The sequence below is a fragment of the Microbulbifer sp. CAU 1566 genome (assembly GCF_023156515.1).
Classification (GTDB): domain Bacteria; phylum Pseudomonadota; class Gammaproteobacteria; order Pseudomonadales; family Cellvibrionaceae; genus Microbulbifer.
On record NZ_JALNMG010000007.1, the window covers coordinates 1 to 26,198 of the forward strand.

Annotated in this window: 23 protein-coding genes and 1 pseudogene; 15 read left to right on the top strand and 9 right to left on the bottom strand. The window is 56.3% G+C overall.

The features are described from left to right. The first annotated feature begins 8 nt into the window (after positions 1–8). From M0G74_RS16125 to M0G74_RS16165, 8 genes and pseudogenes are all read left to right on the top strand, one after another. Positions 9–116 (top strand): transposase, encoded by a 108-nt coding sequence (locus M0G74_RS16125; RefSeq protein ID WP_282450153.1) that lies wholly within the window; start codon positions 9–11, stop codon positions 114–116. Between the two features lie 168 nt (positions 117–284). Next, positions 285–638: a hypothetical protein gene (locus M0G74_RS16130; RefSeq protein WP_248219557.1), complete on the top strand. Its 354-nt coding sequence runs from the start codon at positions 285–287 to the stop codon at positions 636–638. A 180-nt stretch (positions 639–818) separates the two neighbouring features. Further along, a pseudogene (locus M0G74_RS18405) lies at positions 819–1,220 on the top strand (VOC family protein). 112 nt (positions 1,221–1,332) lie between these two features. After that, positions 1,333–1,839 (top strand): T6SS immunity protein Tdi1 domain-containing protein, encoded by a 507-nt coding sequence (locus tag M0G74_RS16145; protein WP_248219567.1) that lies wholly within the window; start codon positions 1,333–1,335, stop codon positions 1,837–1,839. 119 nt (positions 1,840–1,958) lie between these two features. Next, on the top strand, positions 1,959–2,432 hold the full coding sequence (locus M0G74_RS16150; protein ID WP_248219568.1) for a hypothetical protein: 474 nt from the start codon (positions 1,959–1,961) through the stop codon (positions 2,430–2,432). Between the two features lie 666 nt (positions 2,433–3,098). Next, on the top strand, positions 3,099–3,422 hold the full coding sequence (locus tag M0G74_RS16155) for a hypothetical protein (RefSeq protein WP_248219571.1): 324 nt from the start codon (positions 3,099–3,101) through the stop codon (positions 3,420–3,422). A gap of 749 nt (positions 3,423–4,171) precedes the next feature. Then, the gene (locus tag M0G74_RS16160) at positions 4,172–4,435 is read left to right on the top strand and encodes a nicotinamide mononucleotide transporter (protein ID WP_248219573.1); all 264 of its coding nucleotides are present in this window, start codon (positions 4,172–4,174) and stop codon (positions 4,433–4,435) included. Between the two features lie 52 nt (positions 4,436–4,487). Further along, positions 4,488–4,811: a hypothetical protein gene (locus M0G74_RS16165; RefSeq protein ID WP_248219576.1), complete on the top strand. Its 324-nt coding sequence runs from the start codon at positions 4,488–4,490 to the stop codon at positions 4,809–4,811. Positions 4,812–4,999: 188 nt separating this feature from the next. Here the strand turns inward: M0G74_RS16165 and M0G74_RS16170 are convergent, their stop codons facing one another. Beyond that, positions 5,000–6,067 (bottom strand): hypothetical protein, encoded by a 1,068-nt coding sequence (locus tag M0G74_RS16170; RefSeq protein WP_248219579.1) that lies wholly within the window; start codon positions 6,065–6,067, stop codon positions 5,000–5,002. A 367-nt stretch (positions 6,068–6,434) separates the two neighbouring features. On the opposite strand from M0G74_RS16170, the gene M0G74_RS16175 reads away from it, so the two are divergent. Beyond that, positions 6,435–6,611 carry a PLDc N-terminal domain-containing protein gene (locus tag M0G74_RS16175; protein WP_248219582.1) on the top strand — a complete coding sequence of 59 codons (177 nt, stop codon included), beginning with the start codon at positions 6,435–6,437 and terminating at the stop codon, positions 6,609–6,611. A 26-nt stretch (positions 6,612–6,637) separates the two neighbouring features. After that, complete coding sequence (locus tag M0G74_RS16180; protein ID WP_248219586.1) at positions 6,638–7,030, top strand: cupin; 393 nt, start codon at positions 6,638–6,640, stop codon at positions 7,028–7,030. 36 nt (positions 7,031–7,066) lie between these two features. Here the strand turns inward: M0G74_RS16180 and M0G74_RS16185 are convergent, their stop codons facing one another. The 8 genes from M0G74_RS16185 to gshB form a co-directional block, all read right to left on the bottom strand. Further along, on the bottom strand, positions 7,067–8,320 hold the full coding sequence (locus M0G74_RS16185; RefSeq protein WP_248219589.1) for a heme biosynthesis HemY N-terminal domain-containing protein: 1,254 nt from the start codon (positions 8,318–8,320) through the stop codon (positions 7,067–7,069). Then, on the bottom strand, positions 8,317–9,840 hold the full coding sequence (locus M0G74_RS16190; RefSeq protein ID WP_248219591.1) for a uroporphyrinogen-III C-methyltransferase: 1,524 nt from the start codon (positions 9,838–9,840) through the stop codon (positions 8,317–8,319). The genes M0G74_RS16185 and M0G74_RS16190 overlap by 4 nt, the downstream gene beginning before the upstream one ends. Before the next feature lie 178 nt (positions 9,841–10,018). After that, positions 10,019–10,807 (bottom strand): uroporphyrinogen-III synthase, encoded by a 789-nt coding sequence (locus M0G74_RS16195; RefSeq protein ID WP_248219593.1) that lies wholly within the window; start codon positions 10,805–10,807, stop codon positions 10,019–10,021. A gap of 46 nt (positions 10,808–10,853) precedes the next feature. Beyond that, on the bottom strand, positions 10,854–11,798 hold the full coding sequence (hemC, locus tag M0G74_RS16200; RefSeq protein ID WP_248219595.1) for a hydroxymethylbilane synthase: 945 nt from the start codon (positions 11,796–11,798) through the stop codon (positions 10,854–10,856). 56 nt (positions 11,799–11,854) lie between these two features. Next, positions 11,855–12,280, bottom strand: a complete 426-nt coding sequence (gene ruvX, locus M0G74_RS16205; RefSeq protein ID WP_248219597.1) for a Holliday junction resolvase RuvX — start codon at positions 12,278–12,280, stop codon at positions 11,855–11,857. Positions 12,281–12,294: 14 nt separating this feature from the next. Then, the gene (locus M0G74_RS16210; RefSeq protein ID WP_236250506.1) at positions 12,295–12,885 is read right to left on the bottom strand and encodes a YqgE/AlgH family protein; all 591 of its coding nucleotides are present in this window, start codon (positions 12,883–12,885) and stop codon (positions 12,295–12,297) included. A 62-nt stretch (positions 12,886–12,947) separates the two neighbouring features. After that, complete coding sequence (locus tag M0G74_RS16215) at positions 12,948–13,877, bottom strand: TonB family protein (protein ID WP_248219601.1); 930 nt, start codon at positions 13,875–13,877, stop codon at positions 12,948–12,950. A 111-nt stretch (positions 13,878–13,988) separates the two neighbouring features. Further along, positions 13,989–14,945 (bottom strand): glutathione synthase, encoded by a 957-nt coding sequence (gshB, locus tag M0G74_RS16220; protein WP_160151702.1) that lies wholly within the window; start codon positions 14,943–14,945, stop codon positions 13,989–13,991. Positions 14,946–15,342: 397 nt separating this feature from the next. On the opposite strand from gshB, the gene pilG reads away from it, so the two are divergent. The 5 genes from pilG (at position 15,343) to M0G74_RS16245 (ending at position 26,176) form a co-directional block, all read left to right on the top strand. Next, positions 15,343–15,738, top strand: a complete 396-nt coding sequence (gene pilG / locus M0G74_RS16225; RefSeq protein ID WP_160151701.1) for a twitching motility response regulator PilG — start codon at positions 15,343–15,345, stop codon at positions 15,736–15,738. Positions 15,739–15,981: 243 nt separating this feature from the next. After that, positions 15,982–16,344, top strand: a complete 363-nt coding sequence (gene pilH, locus M0G74_RS16230) for a twitching motility response regulator PilH (RefSeq protein ID WP_160151700.1) — start codon at positions 15,982–15,984, stop codon at positions 16,342–16,344. Positions 16,345–16,362: 18 nt separating this feature from the next. Beyond that, on the top strand, positions 16,363–16,905 hold the full coding sequence (locus M0G74_RS16235) for a chemotaxis protein CheW (RefSeq protein ID WP_248219604.1): 543 nt from the start codon (positions 16,363–16,365) through the stop codon (positions 16,903–16,905). A gap of 290 nt (positions 16,906–17,195) precedes the next feature. Then, positions 17,196–19,364 (top strand): methyl-accepting chemotaxis protein, encoded by a 2,169-nt coding sequence (locus M0G74_RS16240; protein ID WP_160151698.1) that lies wholly within the window; start codon positions 17,196–17,198, stop codon positions 19,362–19,364. A gap of 137 nt (positions 19,365–19,501) precedes the next feature. After that, a complete protein-coding gene (locus M0G74_RS16245; protein ID WP_248219607.1) occupies positions 19,502–26,176 on the top strand; it encodes an Hpt domain-containing protein in 6,675 nt (2,224 codons plus the stop codon). The last annotated feature ends 22 nt before the right edge of the window (positions 26,177–26,198 follow it).

Genomic DNA, 26,198 nt, shown 5'->3' on the forward strand with positions numbered 1-26,198 from the left:
ACAAGCGATTGAATCGCTTCTCGCTGCGTGGCAAACGTAAAGTGCAGGGGCAGTGGCAAATGTTCTGTTTGGTGCATAACATTGAGAAGTTGATGAATTACGGAGCTATCCACTGATTAACAGGGTTGTCCACACGTGCGGTGGCCAATTTCCCAAATACTGCGCACAAGCGTGATTATGTTAAAGGTTTGTGGTTAAATCTTGGTCAGGTAATAGTCAATTGAAAAGAGCTGGAAGAGAGTAGTGATGAATATCGTTTTTCTACAGGCTCGTTATGTGAAGTTATGAGAACACCAGAAAAGCTTCTTTTCGAAGGAAAAGTTGTAGCGAAACTCCATAATTTTAGCTACGAAACTCCGTGGGCCTCAGCTTCGCCCGAGTTCCTGGAAGCATCATTGGGCAAAAAGCTAGAAAATCTCGCAGCATTTCGGGTTTTCGATCAAGACCTTGAGGATAAAGGCTTACCCGATGATAAAGAGAATGTTCTCTGGGAAAGCAAGCTTTCGGAGCTAGGTTTGTCTTATCCTGATCTAAAGCTGGATAAAGACGGTTTTTGGAGGGTAATTTGTTCCAATGGCCAGGCTTACGAGGCTCGTTCTGTGTCTTATTCTGGTGGGGTTCTGAGGTGGCGTGCATAGGTCCACATAACAAACTCAAGCAGGATGCTCCGGGCCTTCGGCCCTCCGCGGGACGCCCAACGCTATGCACATTTTGTACGGGTCGCTGTGCTCCCAGTTTCGCACAAAACGTGCACAGCATTGGTCGCCCCTGCTGCGGGCGTTAACTTTTCAGATAGATCGTAACATTTAAGGAATAATGTGAAAGAAATTACCAGAATAAACCATATCGGGATTCGTGTTTCTGACCTGAATAAGTCCAGAGACTTCTATAAGAAAATTGGCTTTGAATTTATCGTTGGGCCTGTCGGTCCTGAGCCTGTCGCGATAATGGAGCATTCAACGGAAATAAATATAAATTTCATTCTTAATGCCAAGTAAGAAAAGGTGGAAAATGTTTTGATGGATATTCCAATAAAACATACTGGTTATACGCATATGGCTTTGGAGGTAACAGACATTGAATCTGTTAAATCTCAATTATCAGACAAAAAAACCCCCATCACGGGAGGCCCAATTATTTTGCCAGATGGTGCAGAATTCATATTTATAAGAGACCCTGATAGCAATGTCATTGAGTTTCATAAGCCAGCAAAAAGTTAACAAGACGCTGCAACCCACCTCCGGCAACTGTCACCTTTTGTGCATAACCCCTGCACAAAAGGCGCCAATTACCTACGGCGACTGAGCACGATGTTAGCCCTATGAGTAGAACATGACACTTAATGATTTAACTGTGAATTTTTCCCATCTTGAAAGAGAAAAAATCCTTTCTGACTGGCGGTGGCTAATCGGAGATGAAAAGCTTCCAATATTGATCACGGCGTTTGGCGAAGCCTTCCTACAAGATGTAAACGACAACAGTGTGCATTTTCTAAATGTCGCGGATGGAGTTATTTCTCATATTGCAGCCTCTCCAGAGGCATTGAAGGCAAAGCTATCTGACAAAGAATTTGTGTCGGAGTTTTTAGCTGTCCAAGCTGTCGGAGATTTAAGGCAAGCGGACAAGTTGCTTGAACATGGTCAGGTTTATAGCTTTAAGCTGGCGCCTGCTCTAGGTGGAGATATCACAGCTGACAATCTGGAACCGTCCGATATAGAAGTTCATTTTTCGGTTCTGGGGCAGATTCAGGAACAGGTCAAAAATTTACCAAATGGAACTGAAGTTGAAAGGGTGGAGTTTCAGCCCTCCAAAAAGCCTTGGTGGAAGCCCTGGGGCTAACAAAGTGCTGCAGCTGACGTCTTACTTTGTGCACTTTTTGCACGGTCGCTGCGCTCCTATTTTCGTGCAAAAAGCACACAAAGTAAGCCGCCGCTGAGCACGGCATCAAGCACAAAGGGATGAAACCATTGAGAATTTTAATAGCAGTTGTCATTTTGTTGTGTGTTTCAACATCGGCATTGTCTAGCACTCCTTTGTCGGAAACTGTACTGAAACATAAGGCGGAAGAATTTATTCGCGCAAAAAATGCGAGGCAACAACCGAACACCTCGATAGAAGATGTCGAAAAATTCATCTCACTATTCTCTGACAACTTCATTGATGAACATATAAAGTTCAATGTCACGGTAACAAAAAAGTCTGAACTCCGAAAAGGTATGGTTGCGAAGTTGGAAGACAAGGTCTATTTCTGCGAGGTAAAAATAGATCAATTAATGTTTGGTCGTAATGTTGCTTTCATAAAATATACCGAACACGCTAAAGTAAAGCCGTCACACATGAGCAAGGCAGTTGAATACACAAGCACCAATATTGTCTCATTAGAATTTGATGACAATGGACTTATCAAACATCTTCGACGGCATCACGGTTAGCTGTGCTTAACAAAGCTATGAAATTCGCGCCTTGCGGCGCCGGACAGCCTACGCTGCGCTCCGGCTGCCGGTTATGCCGACGTTCTGTGTTGTAGATACGATGGATCAATATAAATATCCTATATGGGCAAAAATCTACACGATTTGGATGGCTCTGTTTGCGTTTGCGATTTTGGCGTTTCTAGACCTTTTTTGGATTAATTCGGAGCATCCACAAGGTTATATTTGGTTGGTTTTGGTTGTTATTCTGCAGTACTTTTTTACTGAATATAGGGCAAGATATTGGCCCATTTCGGTGAAGCCAGAGGGGTTGCAGTTTCATGCGCGTAATTCGACAATTTGTGTCCCTTGGCAATCAATTGTATCTATCAAGTCATTTCCCTCAGCTGATTATCAGCCTGCGCAATGGAGCCAAGCTATGTTTTCGTCTGGCTCCATAATTTTCACTACGGAAGGGCGTGAGTACGTAATTTACGCAAAGATACGTGGGTATACTGAGCTAATTCGAAAGTGCAGTGAAAACACATAACTATGTGCTGCAGGCCGGCGCCCAACTTTGTGCACTTTATGGGTAAGTCGCTTCGCTCCTATTTTTGCGTATAAAGTATCCAAAGTAATCTGTCGCCGCTCGCGACGTTATACACAGTCAGTAACGGAGTACGAAATATGAAAAAATTAAAGTTCACTTTATTCAGTGTCTTGCTGGTAACTGCATTCTTTGCACACGCTAATGGGTCTTTTCGGCTTCCAAATGGAAAGCTCATTCAGGAAGGAAAAAGCAAGCAGGAAGTAATCTACATTGCGGGTGCTCCAATGTACTCGGAAGTAGAAACGATCGCCGTTGATGAAGGAAACGGCGGCACACCAATAAAGCGTGAAATACTATCGTATCGTCTTCCTAGTTCTCTTGGCGGTATGTCACTTGTCGTAGTTACGATAGAAAACAACAAGGTTGTTTCTGTTGAGTCTAAACAAGAGAGCAGGATGTAGAGTCAGAGCGGAGTTCGTGTATAGCAAGGCTGGGCAATATGCTCCAGGCCTGCGACCCTCCGCCGGACGGGTTACATTGTATGCGTCTTGCGCAGGTCATTTCGCTCCAGTTATGACGCAAATTGCCAAAAGGTAATCTACTTCTGCTGACGGCCTTATGTGTCAGAGTACTAAAGGAACTTCATGAGTATGAAAGGAAGCTGTTTGTGTGGTCAGGTTCAGTATCAAATAGAAAGGCTAGAAGGCTCAATTCAGCACTGCTCCTGCAAAACCTGTAGAAAAGCACATTCGGCAGCATTCAATACCGCTGCTGCAGTTTTGAAGAAAAATTTTAAGTGGAAAAAGGGCGAGGATAAGATTTCGGGTTACGAATCATCGCCCGGAAAAATTCGGTACTTTTGCTCAAATTGTGGATCTCAGCTAGTCGCCGAGAAAGAAGGTAATCCCAATTACGTTCTTCGTGTAGCTACTTTAGACGAAGATCCTGGGGTTAGAGCAGAGTTCGGTATTTGGAAATCCCACGAAGTTTCTTGGTTGGAGTACGGAGAGCATATCCCCGTGCACCAAGAGTGGCAGCCCGGTCGATAGCCCGCAATACATAATAATGCAATGCCGCCGGCGTCTTGCTTTGTACATTTTTTGAGTGGGCATTTTCGTGTGAAAAGCACACAAAGTAAGCCGTGGCTGGTTGCGGTATTCGGCTCCCGTGTTACCCACAATAAGTTCAAGATAAAGGAATTTTAGAATTTATGAGTTCGCTGTATCAGTATTACTTTTTGGATTGGGCAGGGATGATTCTTAGCCTGCTTTCAGCCTATTTGCTAGGGAATAGACAAAGGTTGGGTTTTTTATTGTTTGCCTTTTCTAATCTCATTTTCATATTTCTTGGTCTTACCTGGATGGAAAGTGTTGGAATGGCTGTGGGGAACGTGGCATTTATGATTATAAATATAAGGGGCTATGTTCATTGGACTAAAAATGTTGAACCTGAAGCCAGTGTCACTCCCGCTTGATCGCAAAAAGTTTAGTCTGGACCTTCGGGAATCTGCGGGGCATTAGAATTTAGTGAGCACTGAAACTAGAATCATTTTTCATGATGGTAAACTTTTTCTCTGGGACGAAATTGATTATAACGAGGCTCTAATTAATGTTGAGCCAGGTGCGGTTCGTTCACTAAGAGTCGGTGCCAAATGCTACAGTTGCGTCGGTCTAGAAAAGTTGATTTCAGAACTTGCAATTTACAATAACGTAACTGAAGTTGAGGTGGCAGATGATCGTATCCAAGATGAGGATATGGCGCATACAAGAAGTCTGTTTTTAGAAAAATTTCCTTCGGCTACTTTTAAATGGAGTTATGACTCGCTGGCAGGCGGTAAGCATGGTCGGTAGCGTGAAAAACTTAATTGGCTCAAGTATTGCGTTGCTAGCCTTCGGTTCTTCACGTAGTTTCTATGACCTAAATTTCGTAGGACAAAATGCAGTAAACGAAAAAGCCTCGAGAAGAACATCTGGTCGATTGCCATGATGTAGTCCTCGGGGCTTTCCGGTTCTGTTGACTGCTAAATGTCCGGCTCAGCTCATGAGAAGTTGAGCATGCGCGATCTTCGTTGCGTCTGGGCCCGAAGGCTTTCCGGTATGTGCCAGGTCATAAACTCCTGGACGGCATTTGAGAGCTGGTCTGGGTTTACATGCACTTCTTCAAAGTAGCGGTTGTACACCTGATTTGGTCGATTTTCGTCGAGGAACAGTTGCGCAAACCGATTGAACTGCTGTTTTATTTCCGGGGTGATGTCGATATTGCCGTAAGCGTTGGAGGTGGTTTGGTTGGGATTTTGCGCGAGCCTGGTAAGCTTTTCGCGCACCTCAAGGTTGGTTTTGTTCGTCCATTCACCGGTGGGGCTCATACTTAGTACATTCAGCATGTCGCGCACGGTACAGGTTGCTTTCGCACTTCTCACGGCCTTTAGACTACTGGCGACGGTTGCGCCATCCCGACGGCGCTTTCCCAGTTCCTTCAGGAAGGTTTTGTAGGTGTTACTAAAATTCTCCGCGCCTCGCGCAATAATGGGCAGGTTGTTGCCCTGGGCAAGTTCGTGAAGCGTCGCGTTGGCCTGAAGTCCTTCACCCGTCTTGTTTTTATGGTGCCAGCTCTGCAGGTGGGGAATGATGCCCGAAAGCCCGGTGGTGTGACCTTCCGCCTTCAGCATCAGGTAGGTTCGGTCATTGGTTTCCTGCCACTGTACCAGTAGTTCCCGGTAGCCTACGAGGAAGTTCCAGCCGCTGTGTGCGGAGCGCCCACTCTTGCTGAGGTGGCTACTTTTTCGCGTGGGTAGCTTTTTAAAGCCCGCCTTGACGTTATTGGCCTCGCTCTGCGTCATACGAATAAAGTAAGTGCCTTTTTCCATTGGCTTGTAGATCCAGCAGGCGACATAGAGTGCGTGGAAATCTACCGTTTTCCACTGGTCTTTATCGTTACCCTTGGCTTTCCAGGTGGCGTGAATGTCATGTCGCTGCCCAAAGTGCTCATCAAAATAACTGCAAAAGTCACCGTAGCTCTGGAACTTTGGGCCGAATATGCGGGGGCTGATGTTGCTTTCAATTAATGTGTACAGGAATTGGCTGATGTCAGAGGGTGTGTCGGGCATGGGGCATCCTTGCTAAATTTGAACTGCGGTTACAATCGCAATTTCGCGTGAATTAGTTGGTACTGCCGTGCGTGAATCGGGGCGGTCATCCGTGGAGAACACTGTCCTGAAAAATACCGCTGGTGCGTTTTCCTGTCCATGGGATATCGGCTCGACAGCTGCTGGAAGGAAATTTCGACGTCATTAATTGATTCTTTGGGCTTCGATCTTTGCCAGGGCGAGTAGGCTGTTTTGTGTGTGCGTCAGTTACGGGGTTCTGTCATTGGGGAATGACTAAATTTTCCGGATCGGTCCGTGGCGGTAGGGTGGTAACCCTATACTGTCATTTCCTGTATCGATGCAATTGTTCAAACGGTGGGTGATTTTTATGGAAGGTGTTTTTGGATTTCTCGTCCTGCTCGCGGATATTTACGCCATCATCAAAATTATTCAGAGCTCTGCGAGTGGTCTCAAGAAATTGCTCTGGGTATTGTTGGTCATCGTATTGCCGATTTTGGGGCTGATTCTCTGGTTCTTTATGGGGCCGGGAGGCAAGGGCGGCTAATACATTCATAAAGCCGTGGTTGCCCTATGACCGATAAGGTGAATCTTTTCCATGCGCTGCCTGATGCGAAAAATGCGGAAGTACTTGAAGTCCTTTTACGGCACCAGAATATACGGATTGAGCGCATCACTTCCCGCGGCCAGATAACGCCGAAGGGTGAGTGGTACGACCAGAAGGAGCATGAGTGGGTGCTTTTACTTCAGGGCGCTGCCCGGTTGGAATTTGAAAATCCATTTGAAGAAGTAAAGGGCGCGGGTACGGAAGGGGGGCGGGGTAAAGCCAGTGATAGGCAGGGCGACACCAGGGAGGTTGCGCTTGAGGCGGGGGACTACGTCAATATCCCCGCGGGTTGCCGGCACCGAGTCAGCTGGACGGATCCCGCCCAGCTGACGGTATGGTTGGCCGTTTTTTATCGCTGAGCCTGTTGGAGGCTGTCGGCTTAGCGATGGTCTCTGTCAGGATGTGCGGGCGCTGAGCACACCGGTGCTCTGGTCTGGCAGTGGCAATTGCGGCAGGTCGGATACCGCCTGCAGCAGGCCCTGCTCGTAGAGGCGGGCGGCCTGCTCCTTTTCGCCCAGGGCGTACAGCAGTCGGGCTAATTCCGCAGAGGTAACGGGATCCGAGCGTAGCAGCAGGCTTTTCTCAAAGTACTGACGGGCTTTACCCCAGATTTCATTGCGCAGGCACAGGCGGCCCAAGCAGGTGAGCAAGTCGGCATTTTCGCCGTACTCTTTCTGCCAGCCATCGGCGACGACCAGCTGTTGGTTGGGATCTGCTCCGGTGAGGTGTCCGTAGAGGCGTACGGTGTCGCCGCGCCATTCGCGGTTCAGAATCCAGCGCAGGTGCTTTTCCGCTTCGGTATCACTACCTACCTTGTGCAGCATTTCCCCATACAGGTTGCGCAGCTCGATATTGCGTTGCCAGCGGCCGTTCAGGCTCTGCCAGATCTCACGGAGCTTTTCACTGTCGTTGCGGTTGGCGGCCTCGCGTAGCAGGTTCTGGTATACCTCGAGTTCCAGTTGCTGCAGTTGCGATTCCGGCATGGTTCCGTGCTTTTCCAGTCTTGGCAGCAATTCCCGCAGACCGTTCCATTCACCGATGTGGTAGTAGGCCTGGCGCAGCAGTTGCAGTAGCGCCGGGTGGTTGGGTTCTTCCTGCATGGCGCGCTGCAAACTGGCGATACATTGTTCGTAGTGTTTATCCAGCAGCTGCATGCGGGCCTGGCTGATGGCGACGGCGAGCTGCGTATCGTCGCCGGTGGCTTCCGCTTTGGCGAGCAGTTCATTGGCTTCGTCCCGGTAACCGAGTTCGAAGGCGCTACGCGCCGCGGCCAGATAATTGATGATAGGGGCGTCGGACCGCGCGGCGCTTTTTAGCAGCAGGCGACGGGCGCGGGCCCAGTTACCCTCCATATATTCCACCAGGCCGTTGGTCAGGCGTCGCCGCGCCATGCGGCTGCGGCCGAAGCGGATACGGCTGAAGCCGCCCTCAATGGCACGAGCGAGGCTGCGCAGTAGCCAGAAGAACAAAAACAGCGCGAGTATGCCGAGAGCGAGGCCGCCGACCGCCACCCACAGGTTCATCTCGATGCGTTTGCCGGTATCGCCGCCAACCATCAACAGCAGGTATCCGGGGTAGGACCGCATAGCTTCGGCCAGTAGCGCACCGCCGAGCAGCAGTATCAGGGTGAAGAAGAGGAAGCGTTTCACGGGTAGCTGCCTCCGTTATCGTTATCGGGGGTTTGCCCGGAAGAAACCTTGTGCATTTTGTCGATGTAATTGCGCAGGGCACTTTGTGACGCGCTCAGGTCAGGAAACTCGGCCTCCACTTTATTTTGCGCCAGTTCCTCTAGTTCGCGCAGGATGACCTGCCGCTGGGGGTTGTCGACACCGTAATCCATCAGCAGTTGGCGGGCGTGATTAAGGGCGTCTTTGTAGACGGTTTCGTTCGCGCGCAGTACCGCGAGTTCCGCCTGCTCCATGTTCAGGCGCAGACTTTGGCGAAAGCGGGTTTCACTCTGGGGTGACAGTAGTACCGGGTCGATCTCCCCATCGCGGATGCGCACCGAGTCTTTGAGGAAGTTGACGAAGTTGCCCCAACTGGAGCGGAAGTGCGCTTCGCCGACGTCGGTGTTGTCTTCCTGCGCCTGTGCCGCTGCGGCGTCCCGTTTCGCGAGGTCAAATTTTGGCTGGATGTTGAGCTTCACCATCTGCTCTTCCAGTGCGCGCAGGCGGAGGTAAAGGCCTTCGCGGTCGACATTGTCCACCAGCTTGAGGGCGGTGATATCCCGTGCTAATTGCTGGCGCACGCCATAAAGATCCGGCATGTCCACTTCCCGCACGATGGTGTCCACTTCCTGTAACAGGCCGAGGGCAGCGCGGCTGTCCTGCTCGAGCATCAGGCGCTGGTTCGCCAGCCGCAACAGGTAATCGGCTTCCGCCAGCTGCCAGTCTTCGCGACTGGCGTTGCCTAGCTGGCTCAGGCGATTCCCCTGGGCGGTGACATTGCGCTGTACGCCGGCGAGCTGCTGTTGTAGCTGCTGGATGGTTTCATTTTGTTGCCCCAGTTGCTGGCGCAACTCAGCGATCAATCGTGCGCTGTGATCCGGTGGCGGAACCGGGGAGGTGGCCGAGGGGCGGGAGTCGCCGGGTTGCAGCATGGGTTGCTCTGGCACCGGCTGAGGTGCGCTTTGTTCCACGGATACCTGGGGGCTTGGCTGCGGCGTAGTCTGGGTCGCGGGCGCGCTCGCGCTATCGGTAGTTGAATCTGTGGACGAATCCGTGGGCTGGGATTCTGCGGCAATACTGTTAGAGGCGCTGCTTTCGGCCGGCGCCTTCACTTGGGCTCCATTTGCCGCGCTGGTGTCGCTTCGGAAATGTTTTCCGACTACCGGCAGCCCCTGCAGCTGCTGGTTGACCTGTTGGCGCACACTCGGGAGGAAGTACCAGGCGACTACGGCTGCGGCAACCAACAGCAGAATAAACAGCCAGAACCAGGTCCAGACACGGCTTCCTGTTGTGCTGCGTGCTTTGGGTGGGGTGCTGGTGGTTTTCTTTCCGTCGCTCTTGCCTGGCTTGCCGCCTGCAGCGGCCTTGGCGAAGTTGCTTTTGGGTTCGGCCTTTTGGGTCACCAGCGGCACATCTTGGTGCGGGTCTTTGGGGTGTGAATCTTTCTGATTGCCGGGATTGCTGTCGCCAGTGGAAGAGGCTGGGGCTTTTTTATCGCTCATGGACTCGCGTGCTCAGAATGTATGCCGTAGGAGCCGGTTGCTACCGGGTCCGCAGCGGGGCAGCGGCGGAAGGCGCTGGTGCCGAAAGAAATTTTGTCGCCAAATTATAGCGACTGCAGCCGTTCTTTATACGAAGTCTGGCGTGGAAATGAAATTTTTTACCGATACTGGCGCGAATTCAGGAATGCCCGGCAGCCAGCACTTCCTTCAGTGCGGCGAGCATGGCGCTATCGCTGGCATTGCTTGCGGCGTAGGCGTGGGAAAAGCCAAGGGCTTTGGCGTGGGACGCGACGCGCTGGCTGGGGCAAATCAGCGGGCACGCGCGCAGGGTGTTGCGGCCGCTAGCCTGCAGGGCGTGCTGCAGGTTGTCGAGTGTCTCGCCGCTGTGCACCGTAATGGCCTGCGGAGTATGGGGGTAGCTGCGCAATTGTTCTTCCGCGTCGGCGGGTAGCAGGCGCTGATAGAGCTCGCAGTAGTCGAGGCGCGCACCGCGTTCAACCAGGGTGTCACCCATCAGGGTGCGGCCGCCCTGGCCGCGGAAGATGATCACCCGCTGGCCTCCGGGGCTTCGCAGCCCGGGTAGGGACAGTAGCGCTTCGGAGTCCATGGAGGTGTTGTGATTATCCGTTTCCGGCTCTGCGCCACGGTTCTGGATGGCGCGGGCTGTCGCGGCGCCAATGGCGTAGTAGCGGGGACCCTGGGGAAGTTGCGGCCAGTAATCATCCAGCCAGTCGAAGGCATACTGTACGGCGTTCTGGGAGACAAAAATGGCGTGGTCGAACTGGTCGAAGTCCATAATCAGGCTTTTGATCGCCTGCGCCGCATCCCCGTCTTTTATCGGCGCAATGTCCAGCAGGGGAATACAGTCTGCCTCGGCCCCCTGTGCCAGCAACAGGTCGCGCCAGCCGCCACACTGGTGAGCGGGGCGGGTGATCAGTATGCGCTGGTGTTGCAGGGGCGAGCTCATCGGGTGTGGCGTCGTTACCGTTGGCAGGTGCGGCTTAAGGTGCGGCTTAAAGTGCCGCGAGAATTTTATCGGCACCGGCCTGCAGCAACTGCTCGGCAAGGCGAATACCGAGGGCATCGGCGTCGGCCTGGTGACCGTGTACTTCTGCAGTGAGCATGGTTTCGCCGTCGGGGCTGCCAACCAGGCCGCGCAGGTAGAGTTGTTCACTGTTGCCCGGGGTAAAGATTGCATAGCAACCGATGGGGACCTGGCAGCTGCCGTTCAGGCGGCGCACCATGGCGCGCTCTGCGACCAGACGGTGGCTGGTTTCTGCGTGGTGCAGCGGCGCCAGCAACGCTTCCAGCGCCGGATCGCGGCGGCATTCAATACCCACAGCGCCCTGGCCACCGGCGGGCAGCAATACTTCGGGCTCGATAAAGGCGGCGATACGCTCACGCATTTCCAACCGAAGCAGGCCGGCGGCAGCGAGAATAATGGCGTCGTATTCACCGGCATCCAGTTTCGCCAGGCGGGTGTTGACGTTGCCGCGCAGGAATTTCACCTGCAGGTCCGGGCGCAGGGCGAGTATCTGGCACTGGCGACGCAGGCTGGAGGTGCCGACTATCGCGCCCTGGGGAAGAGACTCGATGGTGTCGAAGTGATTGCTCACAAAGGCGTCGCGCGGGTCCTCGCGCTCGCAGATTACCGGCAGGTGCAGCCCCTCCGGGAATTCCATCGGTACGTCTTTCATGGAGTGCACGGCGATATCTGCGCGGCCTTCGAGCATGGCTTTTTCCAGCTCTTTCACGAACAGGCCCTTGCCGCCCACCTTGTTCAGGGGGATATCCAGCAGCTGGTCACCGCGACTGGTCAGGGGCAACAGTTCCACGGTGAGCTGCGGGTGGTGCAATTCCAGCTGTTGCTTGACGTAGTTGGCCTGCCACAGGGCGAGAGCGCTTTCACGGGTGGCGATGCGGATGGCTTTGATCGGAGTAGATGGAGAGTCGGACATGCGCGGAATCGGGGCCGGTTGGGAATTTCCGCGCAAGTTTAACAGCTTGTGAGGATTTAGTGACCGCCGTGCTGGCGCAACCAGTCCTCCAGAAAGATACGCGCGGCGATGGAATCCACGGGTTGCGTGGCATAGTTGCCTTTGTGGCCGCGGTCGCGCGCCTCTTCCTTGGCGGCACGGGTACTCAGGCGCTCGTCCACAAGCTCGACGGGCAGTCCCAGGCGGCCGTGCAGGCGCTGGCTGAACTTGCGCGCGCGGGCACCGAACTCACTTTCACTGCCGTCCATATTCAGGGGCAGGCCCACCAGTAGAACTTTGGGTTGCCATTCATCCACCACGCGTTGGACGCGATCCCAGTCCGGCTTGCCATCTTTGGCTGGCAGCGGGTCCAGTTCACGGGCACTGCCGGTGAGGCTTTGGCCATAGGCGACGCCGATGGAGCTGGTACCGAAATCGAAGGCGAGGGCGGTGATGGCTTTCATTTTGGGAGAGAAACCTAGGCGTGTCCGGACTGGGTGCCAATGCCAGACAAATCAATGCCGTGACGGGCGGCGGCCGTCTGCCAGCGCTTTTCCCAGGGGGTGGCGAACAGGATTTCCGGCGCGGCGGGCAGGGTCAGCCAGGCGTTATCGGCGATCTCTTCTTCCAGTTGCCCCGGTCCCCAGCCGGCGTAACCCAGTGCCAGCAGCACGTCGTCGGGACCGCGGCCGGCCGCCAGGGATTCAATGATGTCTTTGGAGGCCGTGAGACTGATGTCTTCAGAAACCTCGGCAGTGGAGGCGAATTGCATGCCGCGGCCGTGCAGGACAAATCCCTGCTCCTGGGCCACGGGGCCGCCCACCAGCACCGGCTCGTCGCCGCGCAGGCTGGCGTCATCCAGCGATAACTGGGAAAAGACTTCCTTCCACAGCACCTTGCTGGGGGCATTGATCACAATGCCCATGGTGCCTTCGGCGCTGTGCTCGCAGATAAAAGTGACCGACTGCTTGAAGCGCGGATCCTGCATGCCGGGCATGGCGATCAGCAACTGGCCGCGCAGACTGGTGTGGGTGAGGTCGCTGTCGATGGACGGTTTCATGGGCTGCATGGAATTAGTTTAGGTGTTCTCTGCTTTTGTGTCGCCGGCGCTGAATGGCGGGCGGACCAGCGTCAGCCGCGCTTCGGGCTGGTGCCGGCGGCGGTGGAGAAGCCGGTCATTTCAAAGCGCCAGGTGCGGATGATTTCCAGGCGATCTGCCTGCTTGCGGATTTCCGGCGGGAAAGGCGCGAAGGGCGCAGCCAGGCGCACGATTTGCTGGGCCGCGTCGTCGAGGATGCGCTCACCGGAGGAGTCGAGGATGACGACTTCCTCCACCGCGCCACTGGGCAGCAGCCGTACCATCATACGCAGGTCGCCGGTGATCTGGCGGGCCAGTGCTTCTTCCGGAAAATTGTCGTTGCCTATCGCTTCCACTTTCTGGCGCCAGTCGTGCAGGTAAGCCGCGTCTGCGGACGCCTTGGTGGCGACGGAAGTGAGGCGGCGCACGCGTGGGCGCTGGGCGATGGTCTGGCGGATCTTGTCCAGGCGCGCTTGCAGGCTGGCGATCTCCGGATTGCTGGGGGGCAGGTCCGTGGGGGCATCGCCACGCTTTTCGTCCGAACGCTTGTCTTCTGCCGGTAGCTCCGGTGCTTGTTGCGGACTGTCGCCAATGGTGGTGACCAGCTGGCGCAGCTGGTCGGCCGGGCGTGCGGCCTGCTGTTGGGGCAGTGGATTGACCTGGCGGATGCTGGTATCGGCGATTTCCGCCTGGCGATCGGTGGAGAGTTCTTTCGGGGTTTCCGCAGTTCCGCTGGCCTGCTGGTTGTGTTGTGCCAGGTAGTCGGCGTCTTCCGGCGCTTCCAGGGAGCGGTGCTGCGCCAGGGTGACCTCCAGGGTTGGCGGCGCCTCGCGGGCTTCCGGTGCCGTGAAGGTCACACCAAAGATCACCAGCGCGTGTGCCGCGCAGGCCAGAAACAGCGCAAAGGTAAAGCGGTCGCCCTGAGCTGGGGGCGCTGAGGTTGGGGTCGGGTGACGATTGGATTGGCTGGTGGCTGCTGTCATTGTGCTTATTGTTTTACTGCTTGTTGTACTACTTGTTCTACTGCACGTTGTTTGTTGTCGTGCCACCTGCAGCGTCCCATACGGACGCTGCAAAATGCGGTAGCCGCCAGTTTATCCTTTTTTGCCCAATCGGTCTGTGATCGCGCGCATCAATAGTTCGCCGATGTCGGTGCCGTAGGCGGCGTCGATTTCGCGCACGCAAGTGGGGCTGGTTACGTTCACTTCGGTCAGGTAGTCGCCAATCACATCCAGGCCTACAAACAGCAACCCCTTTTCCTTCAGTGTCGGGCCCACTTGGCGCGCGATCCACAGGTCGCGTTCACTCAGCGGGCGCGCTTCACCGCGGCCGCCGGCGGCCAGGTTGCCGCGGGTTTCTCCCGCCTGCGGAATACGCGCTAGGCAGTAGGGTACCGGTTCGCCATCCACCATCAGGATGCGCTTGTCGCCTTCCTTGATTTCGGGAATGTAGCGCTGGCCCATGATCTGGCGCTGGCCGTTGTCGGTAAGGGTTTCAAGGATGGCACCGATGTTGCTGCCGTCTGGCTTGACGTGAAAGATACCGGTGCCGCCCATGCCATCCAGCGGCTTGAAGATGACATCCTTATGCTGCGCGTGGAAGGCGCGCAACTGCTGCATGTCGCGGCTGACGATCAGCGGCGGGCAGCAGTCGGCGAAGTGGGTGGCAAATATCTTTTCATTGCAGTCGCGCAGGGATTGGGGCTTATTGGCTACCAGGGTGCCGGCGCGCTCGGCCGCTTCCAGGATATAGGTGGAATAAATGTACTCATTGTCGAAAGGCGGGTCGACGCGCATGAGCAAAACATCCAGGTCACCGAGGTGTATCGGATTGCGCTCTCCGAGCTGGAACCAGTTTTCCGCATCGTTGAACACTTCCAGGGGGGAGCCGTTGCCCATGGGCTTGCTGCCGTCCAGGTAAAGGTCGGACTGCAAGAAATAGTGAAGCTTGAACCCCGCGCGCTGGGCCGCCAGCAGTAGTGCCAGCGTGGTGTCTTTTTTGAAGGAAATATTGGCAATCGGGTCCATGACCACGCCGAGAGTTTGGCTCATGTGCGAATCCATCAATCTGAAATTGCCGCGGTCCCGGTCGGGGGCGGCAGGGTTGCTAGAGAGTTGCTAATGGTGGCTAAGGTAAAAGTAGTGGGCGGTGACTGCAAGGATGTTGCGGGCCGGTGAAAATCTTCACCGGGAGACGCAGAAGTGCGGTCTTGCTCACAAATTGATCATTGCCTGTCGCGAGCCCCGGTCGTCGCTAGATTCACTCTGGTATCTGTGATAAAAGTTTCCTCCTGACCTGTGTGCGCTTGGCGAGACCAATTTCGGTAGCTCTCAGCGACCGTCAGCAACACACGTCGGACCCCGTAATGAGGTTGCACAGAAAGGCGCTGAAACGGTACTCGTTTCCAGGCGGCGTCTGAAAATAAGTAAAAGGGGATTCAGGAACACTATGGAACTCAACTGGGAAAGTCTCACCGTGATGGTGATCGACGACAGTAAAACCATTCGTCGCACTGCGGAAACGCTGCTGCAAAAAGCAGGCTGTTCTGTAGTTACCGCTACCGATGGCTTCGACGCTTTGGCAAAAATCGCCGATTCGCGTCCGGATATTATTTTTGTAGACATCATGATGCCGCGTCTCGATGGCTATCAGACCTGCGCGTTAATCAAGAACAACAGCGAATTCCGCAGCACGCCGGTGATCATGTTGTCCAGTAAGGACGGTCTGTTCGACAAGGCCAAGGGGCGTGTGGTTGGGTGCGATCAATATTTGACCAAGCCCTTCAGCAAAAGCGAATTACTTGGTGCAATTTCTGCTCACGCCAAACCGCATCACGCGGCTTGATGAAATTAGTGGGAGTTGTCTCCCACTTGGCGCGTGAAATGTTTGGCAAAAATGGCGTAGACTATGCCGGCTCTCTTTTCTAGTAAGAGCCGGGGTGCGACATGAAAGTCCCGGTATTCACGAAAGTCAGCAGTAAATAACAAAGCGTGTGGTCGCACAGTGGAAACTCGTGCGATCTGTGCCAACAACAGCCGCCCGGCGGAGAGCAATGATCGGAGCGGAAACACTATCTCGGGGGAAAAGATGGCCAGAGTGCTAATCGTCGATGACTCGCCAACCGAAACTCACAAGTTGACCACCATTCTTGAAAAAAATGGCCATGCCGTGCTGACCGCCACCAATGGTGAGAATGGCGTTGATGTTGCTCGTGAGCAGCGTCCCGATGTCATTCTGATGGATATCGTCATGCCGGGCCTGAATGGTTTTCAGGCTACCCGCCAGCTCAGTAAGGGCGGCGAAACCAGCGGTATCCCCATCGTCATCGTGACAACCAAAGATCAGGATACCGACCGCGTATGGGGCATGCGCCAGGGTGCGCGCGCTTACCTGACCAAGCCGGTCGATGAGAGCAAATTGCTCGGCACTATCGAGGAGGTGTTGGCCTGAGGCCGACGTTGAGTCGACGTGCAATCAACTCTTACCCCCTATCTCGCGCTGGTTGATATTGCCAATCGCGCAAAAGCGCAGGCGCAGGGGCTGCCTGCCCGCCAGGAAATCAAACCTTACTGGACGGGCATCGGCTTTTCTCTTCTGGGACACCGCTTTGTCGCGCCAATGGAAGATGTCGTGGAATTGTTGGAGGTACCGCAGTACACCTTCATTCCCGGTGTTCAGCCATGGGTGCGAGGCGTGGCCAATGTGCGTGGTCGCCTGCTGCCATTGTTTGATATGGCAGCCTTTTTCGGCGGCCACCTGATCAGTCCGCGGCAGCGTCGGCGAGTGCTGGTGCTAGAGCACGATAAAATTTACGTCGGCCTGATTGTTGACGAGCTTCACGGTATGCAGCATTTGGCGCTGGAGTATGGTCAGCTGCCTCCTGCGGACTTGATGGAGCCGTTCGCGCCTATGGTCAGTGGCCAGTTCGTGCTGCAACAGGGGCGCTGGCTGGTGTTTGACCTTCAGGCCTTGATCAACGATTTCCAGTTTGCGAATGCCGCGGCGCACTGAGCCGCGGCATTCTGTTTTTTGAAGCGCCCGCTGCGCGGGCGTGCGGTCCGCTTAGGCTGGGCTGCTGAGGGGAAGCGCACGCTGTGCGTCAAACTTCTTGTAAACGGCGGAGCTTGCTCCGGTGTTTGTGAACCCTGGTGTTAGTGGCGCCAGTGTTTGCGAACCATAGTCGGCCATGGCCGGTTGGGGGTGCCCACTTACTGTGGGTGGTACGGGATGCGAAGTCGCTTGGCTTCGAAAGTGGTGATAACAAGAATTGGCCTGCTGCACAGGTCCGTCAGGAGTAAATTATGAAAACAGGCTCGCAGAGTTCATTTTCCGCGTTGCGCAGTAACCCTGCAGCGCTGTTTATGGGTTTGCTGGTACTCGCCACACTGGCGGGGCTGATTGTCAGCATCTACCTGGTGCAGAGTCACGCGGACCGCGATAAGGAATACCTGCAGGATGTGGCGGAACTACGCGCACTGTCCTATCAGGTTGTATCCTACGCGCCGGCAGCGACTGCTGGAGACGAGCAGGCGTTTGCGGACCTGGAGCAGACCGTCAACCAAATGTCGGCGACCTGGAACGAGCTGCAGGGCATGGACCCGAGCAGTAAGCGTGCGCTGGAGCAGGAGCTGGCGGTTTACGGCCAGGTATGGCGCCAGCTGCGCGAGCAGGCCGACACCATTATTGGTAACAAAGATTCCATTATCTTCCTGAACGATGTGGCGAGCACCCTGAACGACTCGCTGCCGGAACTGCAGGCAGAGCACAACAACATTGTGGAAATCCTGCTGGCCAACAATGCACCGGCCAACCAGGTGGAGCAGGCTCAGCTGCAGGTGTGGCGCGCCGAGCGTATCGGCCGGAACATCGATAAGATGCTGCAGGGCGGTGACGACGCTGAATCCGCGGCGGACCAGTTCAACACCGATGCCAGCCTGTTCGGTAAGGTGGTTGAGGGCATGAAGGGCGGCGACGTGGTGATGGGTATTTCACGCGTTACCGACACCGAGGCCCGAGAGTCCCTGGAAGAAATTACCGAGCTGTTCGAATTCGTAAGCTCCTCGGTGCGCGAGATCTTCGAAGCGACCCCGGCCCTGTTTGCCACCCGCCAGGCAGCCGATGGTATCTCCACATCCTCTCCCCAGTTGCTGGAAGCCCTGTCTACCCTAAACGACCGTATCGTGAGCCTGTCTGGTGAGCGTCAGCCCAACAACCAGACCATCGCGATCATTGCCGGTGTCTTCGTACTGTTGATCTTCGGCATGATGATCACCGCCTTCTCCGGTACCCGCCGTACCCTGAAAGAAGAGACCGAAACCAACGAGCGTAACCAGCAGGCGATTATGCAGCTGCTGGACGAACTGGCCGACCTCGCGGATGGTGACCTGACCACCTCTGCCACGGTAACCGAGGCCTTCACCGGTGCGATTGCGGACTCCATCAACTACACCATTGACCAGCTGCGCGTACTGGTGTCTCGAATCACCGGTGCTGCCCAGGAAGTATCCTCGCTGTCCCAGGAAACCCAGCAGACCGCTCTGCACCTGGCCGAGGCCTCCGAGCACCAGGCTCAGGAAATTGCCGGCGCATCCGCGGCGGTGAACGAAATGGCCGTGACCATTGACCAGGTATCTGCGAACGCCGCCGAATCGGCGCAGGTAGCGGAACGCTCGGTACAGATCGCGAGCAACGGTGCCAAGGTGGTACAGAACACCATCAAGGGCATGGATACCATCCGCGAACAGATTCAGGACACCTCCAAGCGAATCAAGCGACTGGGTGAATCTTCCCAGGAGATTGGTGACATCGTAAGCCTGATTAACGACATTGCCGACCAGACCAACATTCTGGCACTTAACGCCGCGATCCAGGCCTCTATGGCTGGTGACGCAGGCCGAGGCTTCGCGGTGGTTGCGGACGAGGTACAGCGCCTCGCAGAACGTTCCGCTGCCGCAACCAAGCAGATCGAAGGCCTGGTAAAAGCGATTCAGTCGGACACCAACGAAGCGGTAGTTTCGATGGAATCCACCACCACCGAGGTGGTGCGAGGTGCCCGCCTGGCACAGGACGCCGGTGTTGCCCTGGAAGAGATCGAAACGGTATCCACCAACCTCGCATCCTTGATTCAGAACATCTCCAACGCGGCACGCCAGCAGGCCTCGTCCGCGGGTCACATCTCCAACACGATGAACGTGATTCAGGAAATTACCTCGCAGACCTCTGCCGGTACCCAGGCTACCGCACAGTCGATTGGTAACCTGGCTCAGACCGCTTCCGCACTGCGCGACTCCGTTGCCGGCTTCAAACTGCCGAACGAAGACGAAGTGGAAGGCGAGAGCGATCTGTACGATGGCGACCTGGCCGAGCTGTCTGAAGAATTCCCGATGCTGGATGACGAGACTGTCTCCGCTGAGGAAGACGGTCTGGCCGCACTCTCCCAGGAAGAGCGCGAAGAGCGGGCCCTGGCCTGATTTACCGCAGATACCCATAACGACAAAAAAGCGGACACCCCGGCTGCGCCAGTAGCGGGGGTGTAAAGCAGCCCTCCGGCCGCGGCTTTTCCGGCCGCTGTCGTTTGGCGAGCAAACTGAATTACCGAGGACTTGGCGTGAGTCGCGACAATCCCAATTTTGTAGCCCTGGATTGGCTGATAGGCGAAATCAACGAGACGTTGGCTCAAGCGCGCCAGCAACTGGAAACTTTTGCCTCGGATTCTTCTGTTTCTGATTCCTCAGGCCTGGAAGCTTCCGCTGACTCCGCCGGCCTGCTGAAAAACTGCCTCAACCTGATTCACCAGGTGCACGGCAGCCTGCATATGGCAGAGCTGACCGGTGCCGCCATGCTTGCCGAAGAGATGGAGCAGCTGGTTCACGCCCTGGCCAGTGGCGAAGTGGAAAATAGCGATGAAACCCGCGAATTCCTCATGCGTGCGCTGCTGGAGCTGCCCCTCTACCTGGAAAAAATTGCTTTCCAGCGCCGCGACAATGCGGTGCTGCTGTTGCCGCTGCTGAATGATCTGCGCGCAGTGCGCCGCGAGCGCCTGATTACCGAGGGCGCGCTGTTTGCCCCGGATCTGTCGCCGTTGGATGTTGCCACCGGCAACCGCCAGCCTCTGCTGGGCAACCCTGCCAAATTGCAGGAGCTGGTGGCCAAGCTGCGCAAGATGTATCACGTCGCAGCCGCCTCCCTGATTCGCGATGTGAACAGCGGCGAAAGTCTCGCCTACCTGAATAAAGTCAGCGAAAAAATGGGGCTGCTGTACAGCGGCAGTCAGCGCCAGCACCTGTGGGAAATCTTGCAGGGTTTGCTGGAAGGCATCGCGGATCACCGCGTGAACGTGCTGCCGGCACTGCGTCAGCTACTGCGCCGGATTGATGTGGAATTTCGCCTGTTGCAGGGCCAGGGCGCGCGTGTTCTGGATCTGCGTCCCGATCGCGACCTGACACGCAACCTGTTGTTTTATGTTTACCTGTGTGGTCCCAATGGGCCGCGCACCAGCGCGCTGTATCAGCAGTACGCCCTCGACAAGGCAGTGCCCGGCACGCCCCGTCCGGATACCGAAGATGCACTGGCCATGGGGCCGGAGGCCATGGGTACCGCGGTGACCGCCCTGCGCGAAGAGCTTGCCAGCGTCCGTGAAGCGCTGGATCCGAGCGTCACCACCACTGAGCGCCCGCCGCTTTCCGATACCTCCATCGTTGCCAAGCGTATTGCCGACACCCTGGGCGTGCTCGGCCTTGAGAATCAGCGCAGCCGTGCGCGCAAGATTTACGAGCACCTGCGGGACGCCTCCCGTGCGGCAGATCCCGATGAATTACTGATGCAGGCGGCCTCCGAGCTGGTGCAGCTGGATTCCGGTCTTGCCGCCGCTGCTGAGCGCGACAAGAAAGTCGACAGCGAATCGCCGCTGATGGGGGAAGCTACCGATCAGGTACTGCGCGAGGCCCGTATCGGGCTGGAAACGGTAAAGGAAGCGGTAGTCGAATATATTGCCAGCCACTGGGATGCCGGCCACCTCTCCCAGGTGCCGAAGCGCCTGCAGGAAGTTTGTGGCGGTCTCGACATGGTGGGCTACCAGCGCGCCGGGGAAATTGTCGGCGCCTGCAAAAGTTATATTGTTGAACGGCTGATCGACGCCGGCGATCAACCGGACTGGAAGCTTCTGGATACCCTCGCTGATGCGGTAACCAGTGTCGAGTATTACCTTGAGCGCCGCGCGGACGGCATTGAAGATGCGGACATGCTGCTGGCTTTGGCTGAAGACAGTGTGGCCACTCTGGGCTACGCCGTTGCCAATAGTGAAATGCCTGCAGCGGACACCGCGCCTGTCGATACCAATTCCGCCGACATCCTGAGCCCCGCTACGGATGTGGTCGCTGCGGTTGAGTCATTTGAGTTGCCCCTGGCAGCCGAACCCACAGAAACCGAGTCTGCGGATGAAAGCCCAGAATCTGAGGTAGAGCAGGCGCTCGACAGTTTCGAGTTTACCCTGGATCCGGAAGTGCTCGCGGACGAGCCCGGGGAGACGGCCGCCGCACCGGTGAGCGAAGACCCGCTGGCCGGCCTGTCTGCATCGCTGGTTGAAGAAGCAGCGCGAGAGGCTGTGGATAACACTGTAGAAGACGCTGCGGAAGACACCGCGGGAGACACCGCAGGGTCGATTACCGGCGAGAATACGGACGAGCCGTCCCTGCTGGAAGAAAGCTGGTTTGCCGCCGACTCCGGCAGCAACCAATCTTCGGTCGAGCCGGAGGTAGAAGTATCTGCGGAAGCTTCTGTTGATGGTCCTTTTGAAGCTTCTTTTGAAGACCCTTTTGACGGTCCTGCGAAGGCGCCCGCCGTCAACGCGCCGGTCCTCGAAGAGGACGATGAAACCAGTATCATCGACGATGAGATCGTTGAAATCTTCCTAGAAGAGGCCAGCGAAGTCCTCGAAACCATCGGACATTATTTCCCGCTGTGGGCCGCCAATTTTGATGATCGCGATGCGCTGGTGGAGTTCCGCCGCGGCTTCCATACCCTGAAAGGCTCGGGCCGTATGGTGGAAGCGCTGGAAGTCGGCGAATTGTCGTGGGCTGTGGAAAACATGCTCAACCGGGTGCTGGATGAAACGGTATCCCCGGGACGTGCCCATGTGCGTTTGATCGAGCTGGTTGTTGCCAAGTTGCCATCCATGGTTGACGGCTTCCGCACCCGCAGCGGCGATCCGGACCCTGCGCGCACCGCCGAGCTTGAAGGCTGGGCCAAGCAGTTGGCTCATGGCGAAGTGCCTGAGGCGCTGCTGCAGGCGCAAGTGGCGGCCGCCAGTGATCAGGATAGTGAGACTGCCGCGGCAAATGCCTTTGTGGCAGAGCCCGTAGCGTCTGAAGATTTTGAGGTGGACGACAACGCCCAGCTGTGGGACATCTTTGCCCAGGAAGCCGAAACACATCTGGCAACCGTGGCAGAGTTCCTCAGCGAAATGGAGCGCGCCGCTCCCGTCTACGGCATTCCCTCCGACCCCCTGCACCGCGCACTGCATACCCTGAAAGGTTCCGCCCATATGGCGGAGGTAACCCAGGTGGCCGAGCTGATGGCGCCGCTGGAGCGTTTTGCCAAAGAGTTACGGACCTATCAGGTTGCCATCGACAGCGATATTTTTGATTTGATCGCCGATGCAGCAAGTTATGTGAAAGGTGTACTGAATCAGATTTACGCTGGCGAGCCGTTGTTTGTCGAGCGCAGTGAACAGTTCCTGGCGCGCGTCGCGGAACTGCAGGAACGTGCCGTGGGTCACCTGATCCGCGAGCGCGAGGCCAATGAGCCGAAAGCGGTAGACCCCCAGTTGCTGGCGGTCATTATGGCCGACGGCATGCGGGTGCTGCTGGACGCGGATGAAATGCTCAACCAGTGGCGCCAGCACCCGGGTGACAAGACCATATTGCTGCCGGTGGCGGAAGAGCTGGATGTGCTGCAACAAGCTGCCGGTCAGGCACAGCTGCCCACCTTGCAGGAACTGGCACTGCTGTTGCTGGCGGTTTATCGCCAGGTTATCGACGGGCACCTGGAGGAAGAGCCTGCCCTGTGGGCGGCGTTGGAACAGGGCCACAATGAATTGCTCGACCTGGTGGATGCCGTGGCCGCGGCCCAGGATCTCCCGCAGGTCAGCGATGCCGTAGGCGAAGCACTGCGTTATCTGGCACAGGGCGACGATAGCGGCGAAGAAGAAGAGTTTGACCTGTCTGAATACGGTATCGACAGCAGCGAATTCGAATATGCCGATAGCACGGCTGAAACTGCCGCAGATACCCCTGAAGACCTGACTCTGGTCGACGACGCTGCGGTGGCGGAAGACGTAGTACCGGTCGAAAGTGATATTGCCGACCTCAGTTTCGACGATCTGCTGGCGGCGGAAGCGGTCGACGAGGTGCCCGCTCCCGTGGCTGAGGTGATCCTTGAGGCCGACGCTGAAGAAGATGCGCCCGAGCTCACCGTGGAGTGGCTGGAGGCGGAACTCGCCGGCACCGACTCTGATCGCGACGATATTGCGAGTGGTGCTTTTGAGGGTGCGGTTGAGGGTGCGGTTGAGAATGCAGCCGAGAGCCTGCCGGAACAGCCCGCGCCCAGCGAAGATGAAATCCTCCTGGACGTCGACGTCGACGTCGCGATGGAAAGTCCTGCGGCTGCGAGTCAGCGGCAGGAAGATCTCAGCACTCCTGTGTTCTCTTCTGAACCAGTAGCAGCACAGCCTGTGTCCTCGGACGAGATCAGCGAAGCCCAGCGCGCGTTGCTCGCGGATATCGACCCGGATGTGGTGGAAGTATTCCTCGAGGAAGCCAGCGATCTGGTGGATGAACTGGAAGAGCTAATTCAGAACTGGGAGCAGGAACCAGAAGACAAGGCTTCGCCAGAAGCGCTCAAGCGTGTGCTGCACACCTTTAAAGGTGGTGCGCGTATGGCGGCGCTGATGGGCCTGGGTGAAGTGGCGCACCGTTTTGAAACCGTGATTGAGAATATGCAGAGCGGTAGTTCGCCTTCTGCCGGATTCTTTGCCGACGCCCATGGCATTTACGACCGACTGGCAGCCGGGGTTGAAACCGTGCGTGCCTGGATGGGTGGTGAAGAGCTGCCCGCCTTCTGTGCGTTACTGGAAACCCGCTGGGCAGATGGTCAGGTGTCTGAAAGTGTCGATCATGCCGACAATGGCATCGACACTGCGGAGGTTCTGGAGCCCACTGAGCAGCAGGCGACAGCCGCCATTCCCGAGTCCGGCGCGTCCGATGAGGCGGAAACGGAAAGTGCTGCCTCGACGGGCGATCCCGCTCCTGAAATTGAGGTCATCGAGAAGGGCGTTGTCCTACAGCCTCAGGCGCCGGCCGCGTCCAGCAATGTATTGCCGTTCATCCGCAAGTCGAAGAATGTCGGTGATCGTGATGGCGGTCAGCCCCGCAATCAGCCCCAGGAGATGGTGCGGGTTGCCTCTGAACTGCTGGAAGAGCTGGTAAACCTGGCCGGTGAGACCTCGATTTCCCGTGGACGCCTGGAAGAGCAGGTGGGCGAGTTCGGACTGGCACTGGACGAAATGGATTCCACTCTGTCCCGCCTCAACGAACAGCTGCGCCGCCTGGACAAAGAAACCGAAGCCCAGATTCTGTTCCGTCAGGAGCAGCTGGCCGAGCAGGACGGTGACTTCGATCCGCTGGAAATGGACCGCTACTCGTCCATCCAGCAACTGTCCCGTTCCCTGTTGGAATCCACATCGGATTTGCTGGAATTGCGCCAGACCCTGGGCCACAAGGCACGAGACACCGAAACCCTGTTGCTGCAGCAGTCTCGGGTCAACACGGAATTACAGGAAGGCCTGATGCGTAGCCGCATGGTGCCTTTCTCGCGTCTGGTGCCGCGCTTGCGCCGCATCGTGCGTCAGGTCAGTGCGGAGCTGAGCAAACAGGTGGACCTGGTATTCTCCAACGTAGAGGGTGAGCTGGACAGATCCATGTTGGAGCGGATGGTCGCACCGCTGGAGCATATGCTGCGCAACGCGGTCGACCACGGTATTGAGTCGCCGCAGAAGCGTCTTGATGCGGGCAAAGCCGAGCGCGGCCGTATCTCTGTCGCACTGGCCCGAGAGGGCAGTGAGGTGGTACTGACCATCAGTGACGATGGCGCCGGTATCAACCTGATGCGGGTGCGGGAAAAGGCGATCGAAAGTGGCCTGATGCGTCCGGATGCGGAGCTATCCAACAACGAAATTATGCAGTTCATTCTGCAGGCGGGCTTCAGTACCGCCGACAAAGTGACCCAGATTTCCGGGCGCGGCGTTGGTATGGACGTAGTGTCTGCCGAGATCAAGCAGATCGGTGGCAATGTCACCATCGCCTCGCAGGCGGGTCAGGGCACTGAATTTGTGGTGCGGCTGCCATTTACCGTATCGGTCAACCGCGCTCTGATGGTGAAGGTCGGCGAGGACCTGTTCGCGCTGCCACTGAATACGATCGAGGGTATTGTGCGGCTCAGCCCGTTTGAGCTGGAGCACTATTACCGCAGTCCTGAGGCCCGCTTTGAATACGCCGGCGAGCCCTACCAGGTCAATTATTTCGGCAACCTGCTGCAGTCCAGTGCCCAGCCGCGGTTGAACGTGGAAGACATGCAGTTGCCGGTATTGCTGGTGCGCTCGGAAAATACTGCCATGGCACTGCAGGTCGACGCCATCATGGGCAGCCGCGAGATTGTGGTAAAAAGCCTTGGGCCCCAGTTTGCCACGGTGCAGGGTGTGTCCGGCGCTACTGTGACGGGTGACGGTACCGTGGTGGTGATCCTCGACGCCCACGCGTTGCTGCGAAAACAGGCGGCACTGCTGGCGCGACCGGAAGTGCCGTTACTGCAACAGGCACCTGAGGTTAGTGCCCGGGAAGAACCGGAAGCTCAGAAGCTGGTAATGGTAGTGGATGACTCGGTAACCGTGCGCAAGGTAACCACGCGCTTCCTGGAGCGGGAAGGTTTCCGTGTAATAACGGCAAAAGACGGCCAGGATGCCATTATCCAGCTGCAGGATGTGATTCCGGATGTGATGTTGCTGGATATCGAAATGCCGCGTATGGATGGCTTTGAGGTGGCGCGTAATATTCGCTCCAGCAGCCGCTTGCGGGATATTCCAATCATCATGATTACTTCCCGTACCGGTAAAAAGCACCGCGACCACGCGCTGTCTCTGGGCGTAAACCACTACCTGGGCAAACCCTATCAGGAAGAAATATTGCTGGGCGCAATCCACGATTTCACCGAGGTGGAGGCGGGCGCCTGATGTCAGTAATCATCTTCCAGTC

Excerpts from the sequence above, each read along its gene's own strand:
- M0G74_RS16130 (WP_248219557.1), top strand. The coding sequence starts at position 285 with ATGAGAACACCAGAAAAGCTTCTTTTCGAAGGAAAAGTTGTAGCGAAA.
- M0G74_RS16145 (WP_248219567.1), top strand. The coding sequence starts at position 1,333 with ATGACACTTAATGATTTAACTGTGAATTTTTCCCATCTTGAAAGAGAA.
- M0G74_RS16150 (WP_248219568.1), top strand. The coding sequence starts at position 1,959 with ATGAAACCATTGAGAATTTTAATAGCAGTTGTCATTTTGTTGTGTGTT.
- M0G74_RS16155 (WP_248219571.1), top strand. The coding sequence starts at position 3,099 with ATGAAAAAATTAAAGTTCACTTTATTCAGTGTCTTGCTGGTAACTGCA.
- M0G74_RS16160 (WP_248219573.1), top strand. The coding sequence starts at position 4,172 with ATGAGTTCGCTGTATCAGTATTACTTTTTGGATTGGGCAGGGATGATT.
- M0G74_RS16170 (WP_248219579.1), bottom strand. The coding sequence starts at position 6,067 with ATGCCCGACACACCCTCTGACATCAGCCAATTCCTGTACACATTAATT.
- M0G74_RS16175 (WP_248219582.1), top strand. The coding sequence starts at position 6,435 with ATGGAAGGTGTTTTTGGATTTCTCGTCCTGCTCGCGGATATTTACGCC.
- M0G74_RS16180 (WP_248219586.1), top strand. The coding sequence starts at position 6,638 with ATGACCGATAAGGTGAATCTTTTCCATGCGCTGCCTGATGCGAAAAAT.
- M0G74_RS16190 (WP_248219591.1), bottom strand. The coding sequence starts at position 9,840 with ATGAGCGATAAAAAAGCCCCAGCCTCTTCCACTGGCGACAGCAATCCC.
- M0G74_RS16195 (WP_248219593.1), bottom strand. The coding sequence starts at position 10,807 with ATGAGCTCGCCCCTGCAACACCAGCGCATACTGATCACCCGCCCCGCT.
- hemC (WP_248219595.1), bottom strand. The coding sequence starts at position 11,798 with ATGTCCGACTCTCCATCTACTCCGATCAAAGCCATCCGCATCGCCACC.
- ruvX (WP_248219597.1), bottom strand. The coding sequence starts at position 12,280 with ATGAAAGCCATCACCGCCCTCGCCTTCGATTTCGGTACCAGCTCCATC.
- M0G74_RS16210 (WP_236250506.1), bottom strand. The coding sequence starts at position 12,885 with ATGCAGCCCATGAAACCGTCCATCGACAGCGACCTCACCCACACCAGT.
- M0G74_RS16215 (WP_248219601.1), bottom strand. The coding sequence starts at position 13,877 with ATGACAGCAGCCACCAGCCAATCCAATCGTCACCCGACCCCAACCTCA.
- gshB (WP_160151702.1), bottom strand. The coding sequence starts at position 14,945 with ATGAGCCAAACTCTCGGCGTGGTCATGGACCCGATTGCCAATATTTCC.
- pilG (WP_160151701.1), top strand. The coding sequence starts at position 15,343 with ATGGAACTCAACTGGGAAAGTCTCACCGTGATGGTGATCGACGACAGT.
- pilH (WP_160151700.1), top strand. The coding sequence starts at position 15,982 with ATGGCCAGAGTGCTAATCGTCGATGACTCGCCAACCGAAACTCACAAG.
- M0G74_RS16240 (WP_160151698.1), top strand. The coding sequence starts at position 17,196 with ATGAAAACAGGCTCGCAGAGTTCATTTTCCGCGTTGCGCAGTAACCCT.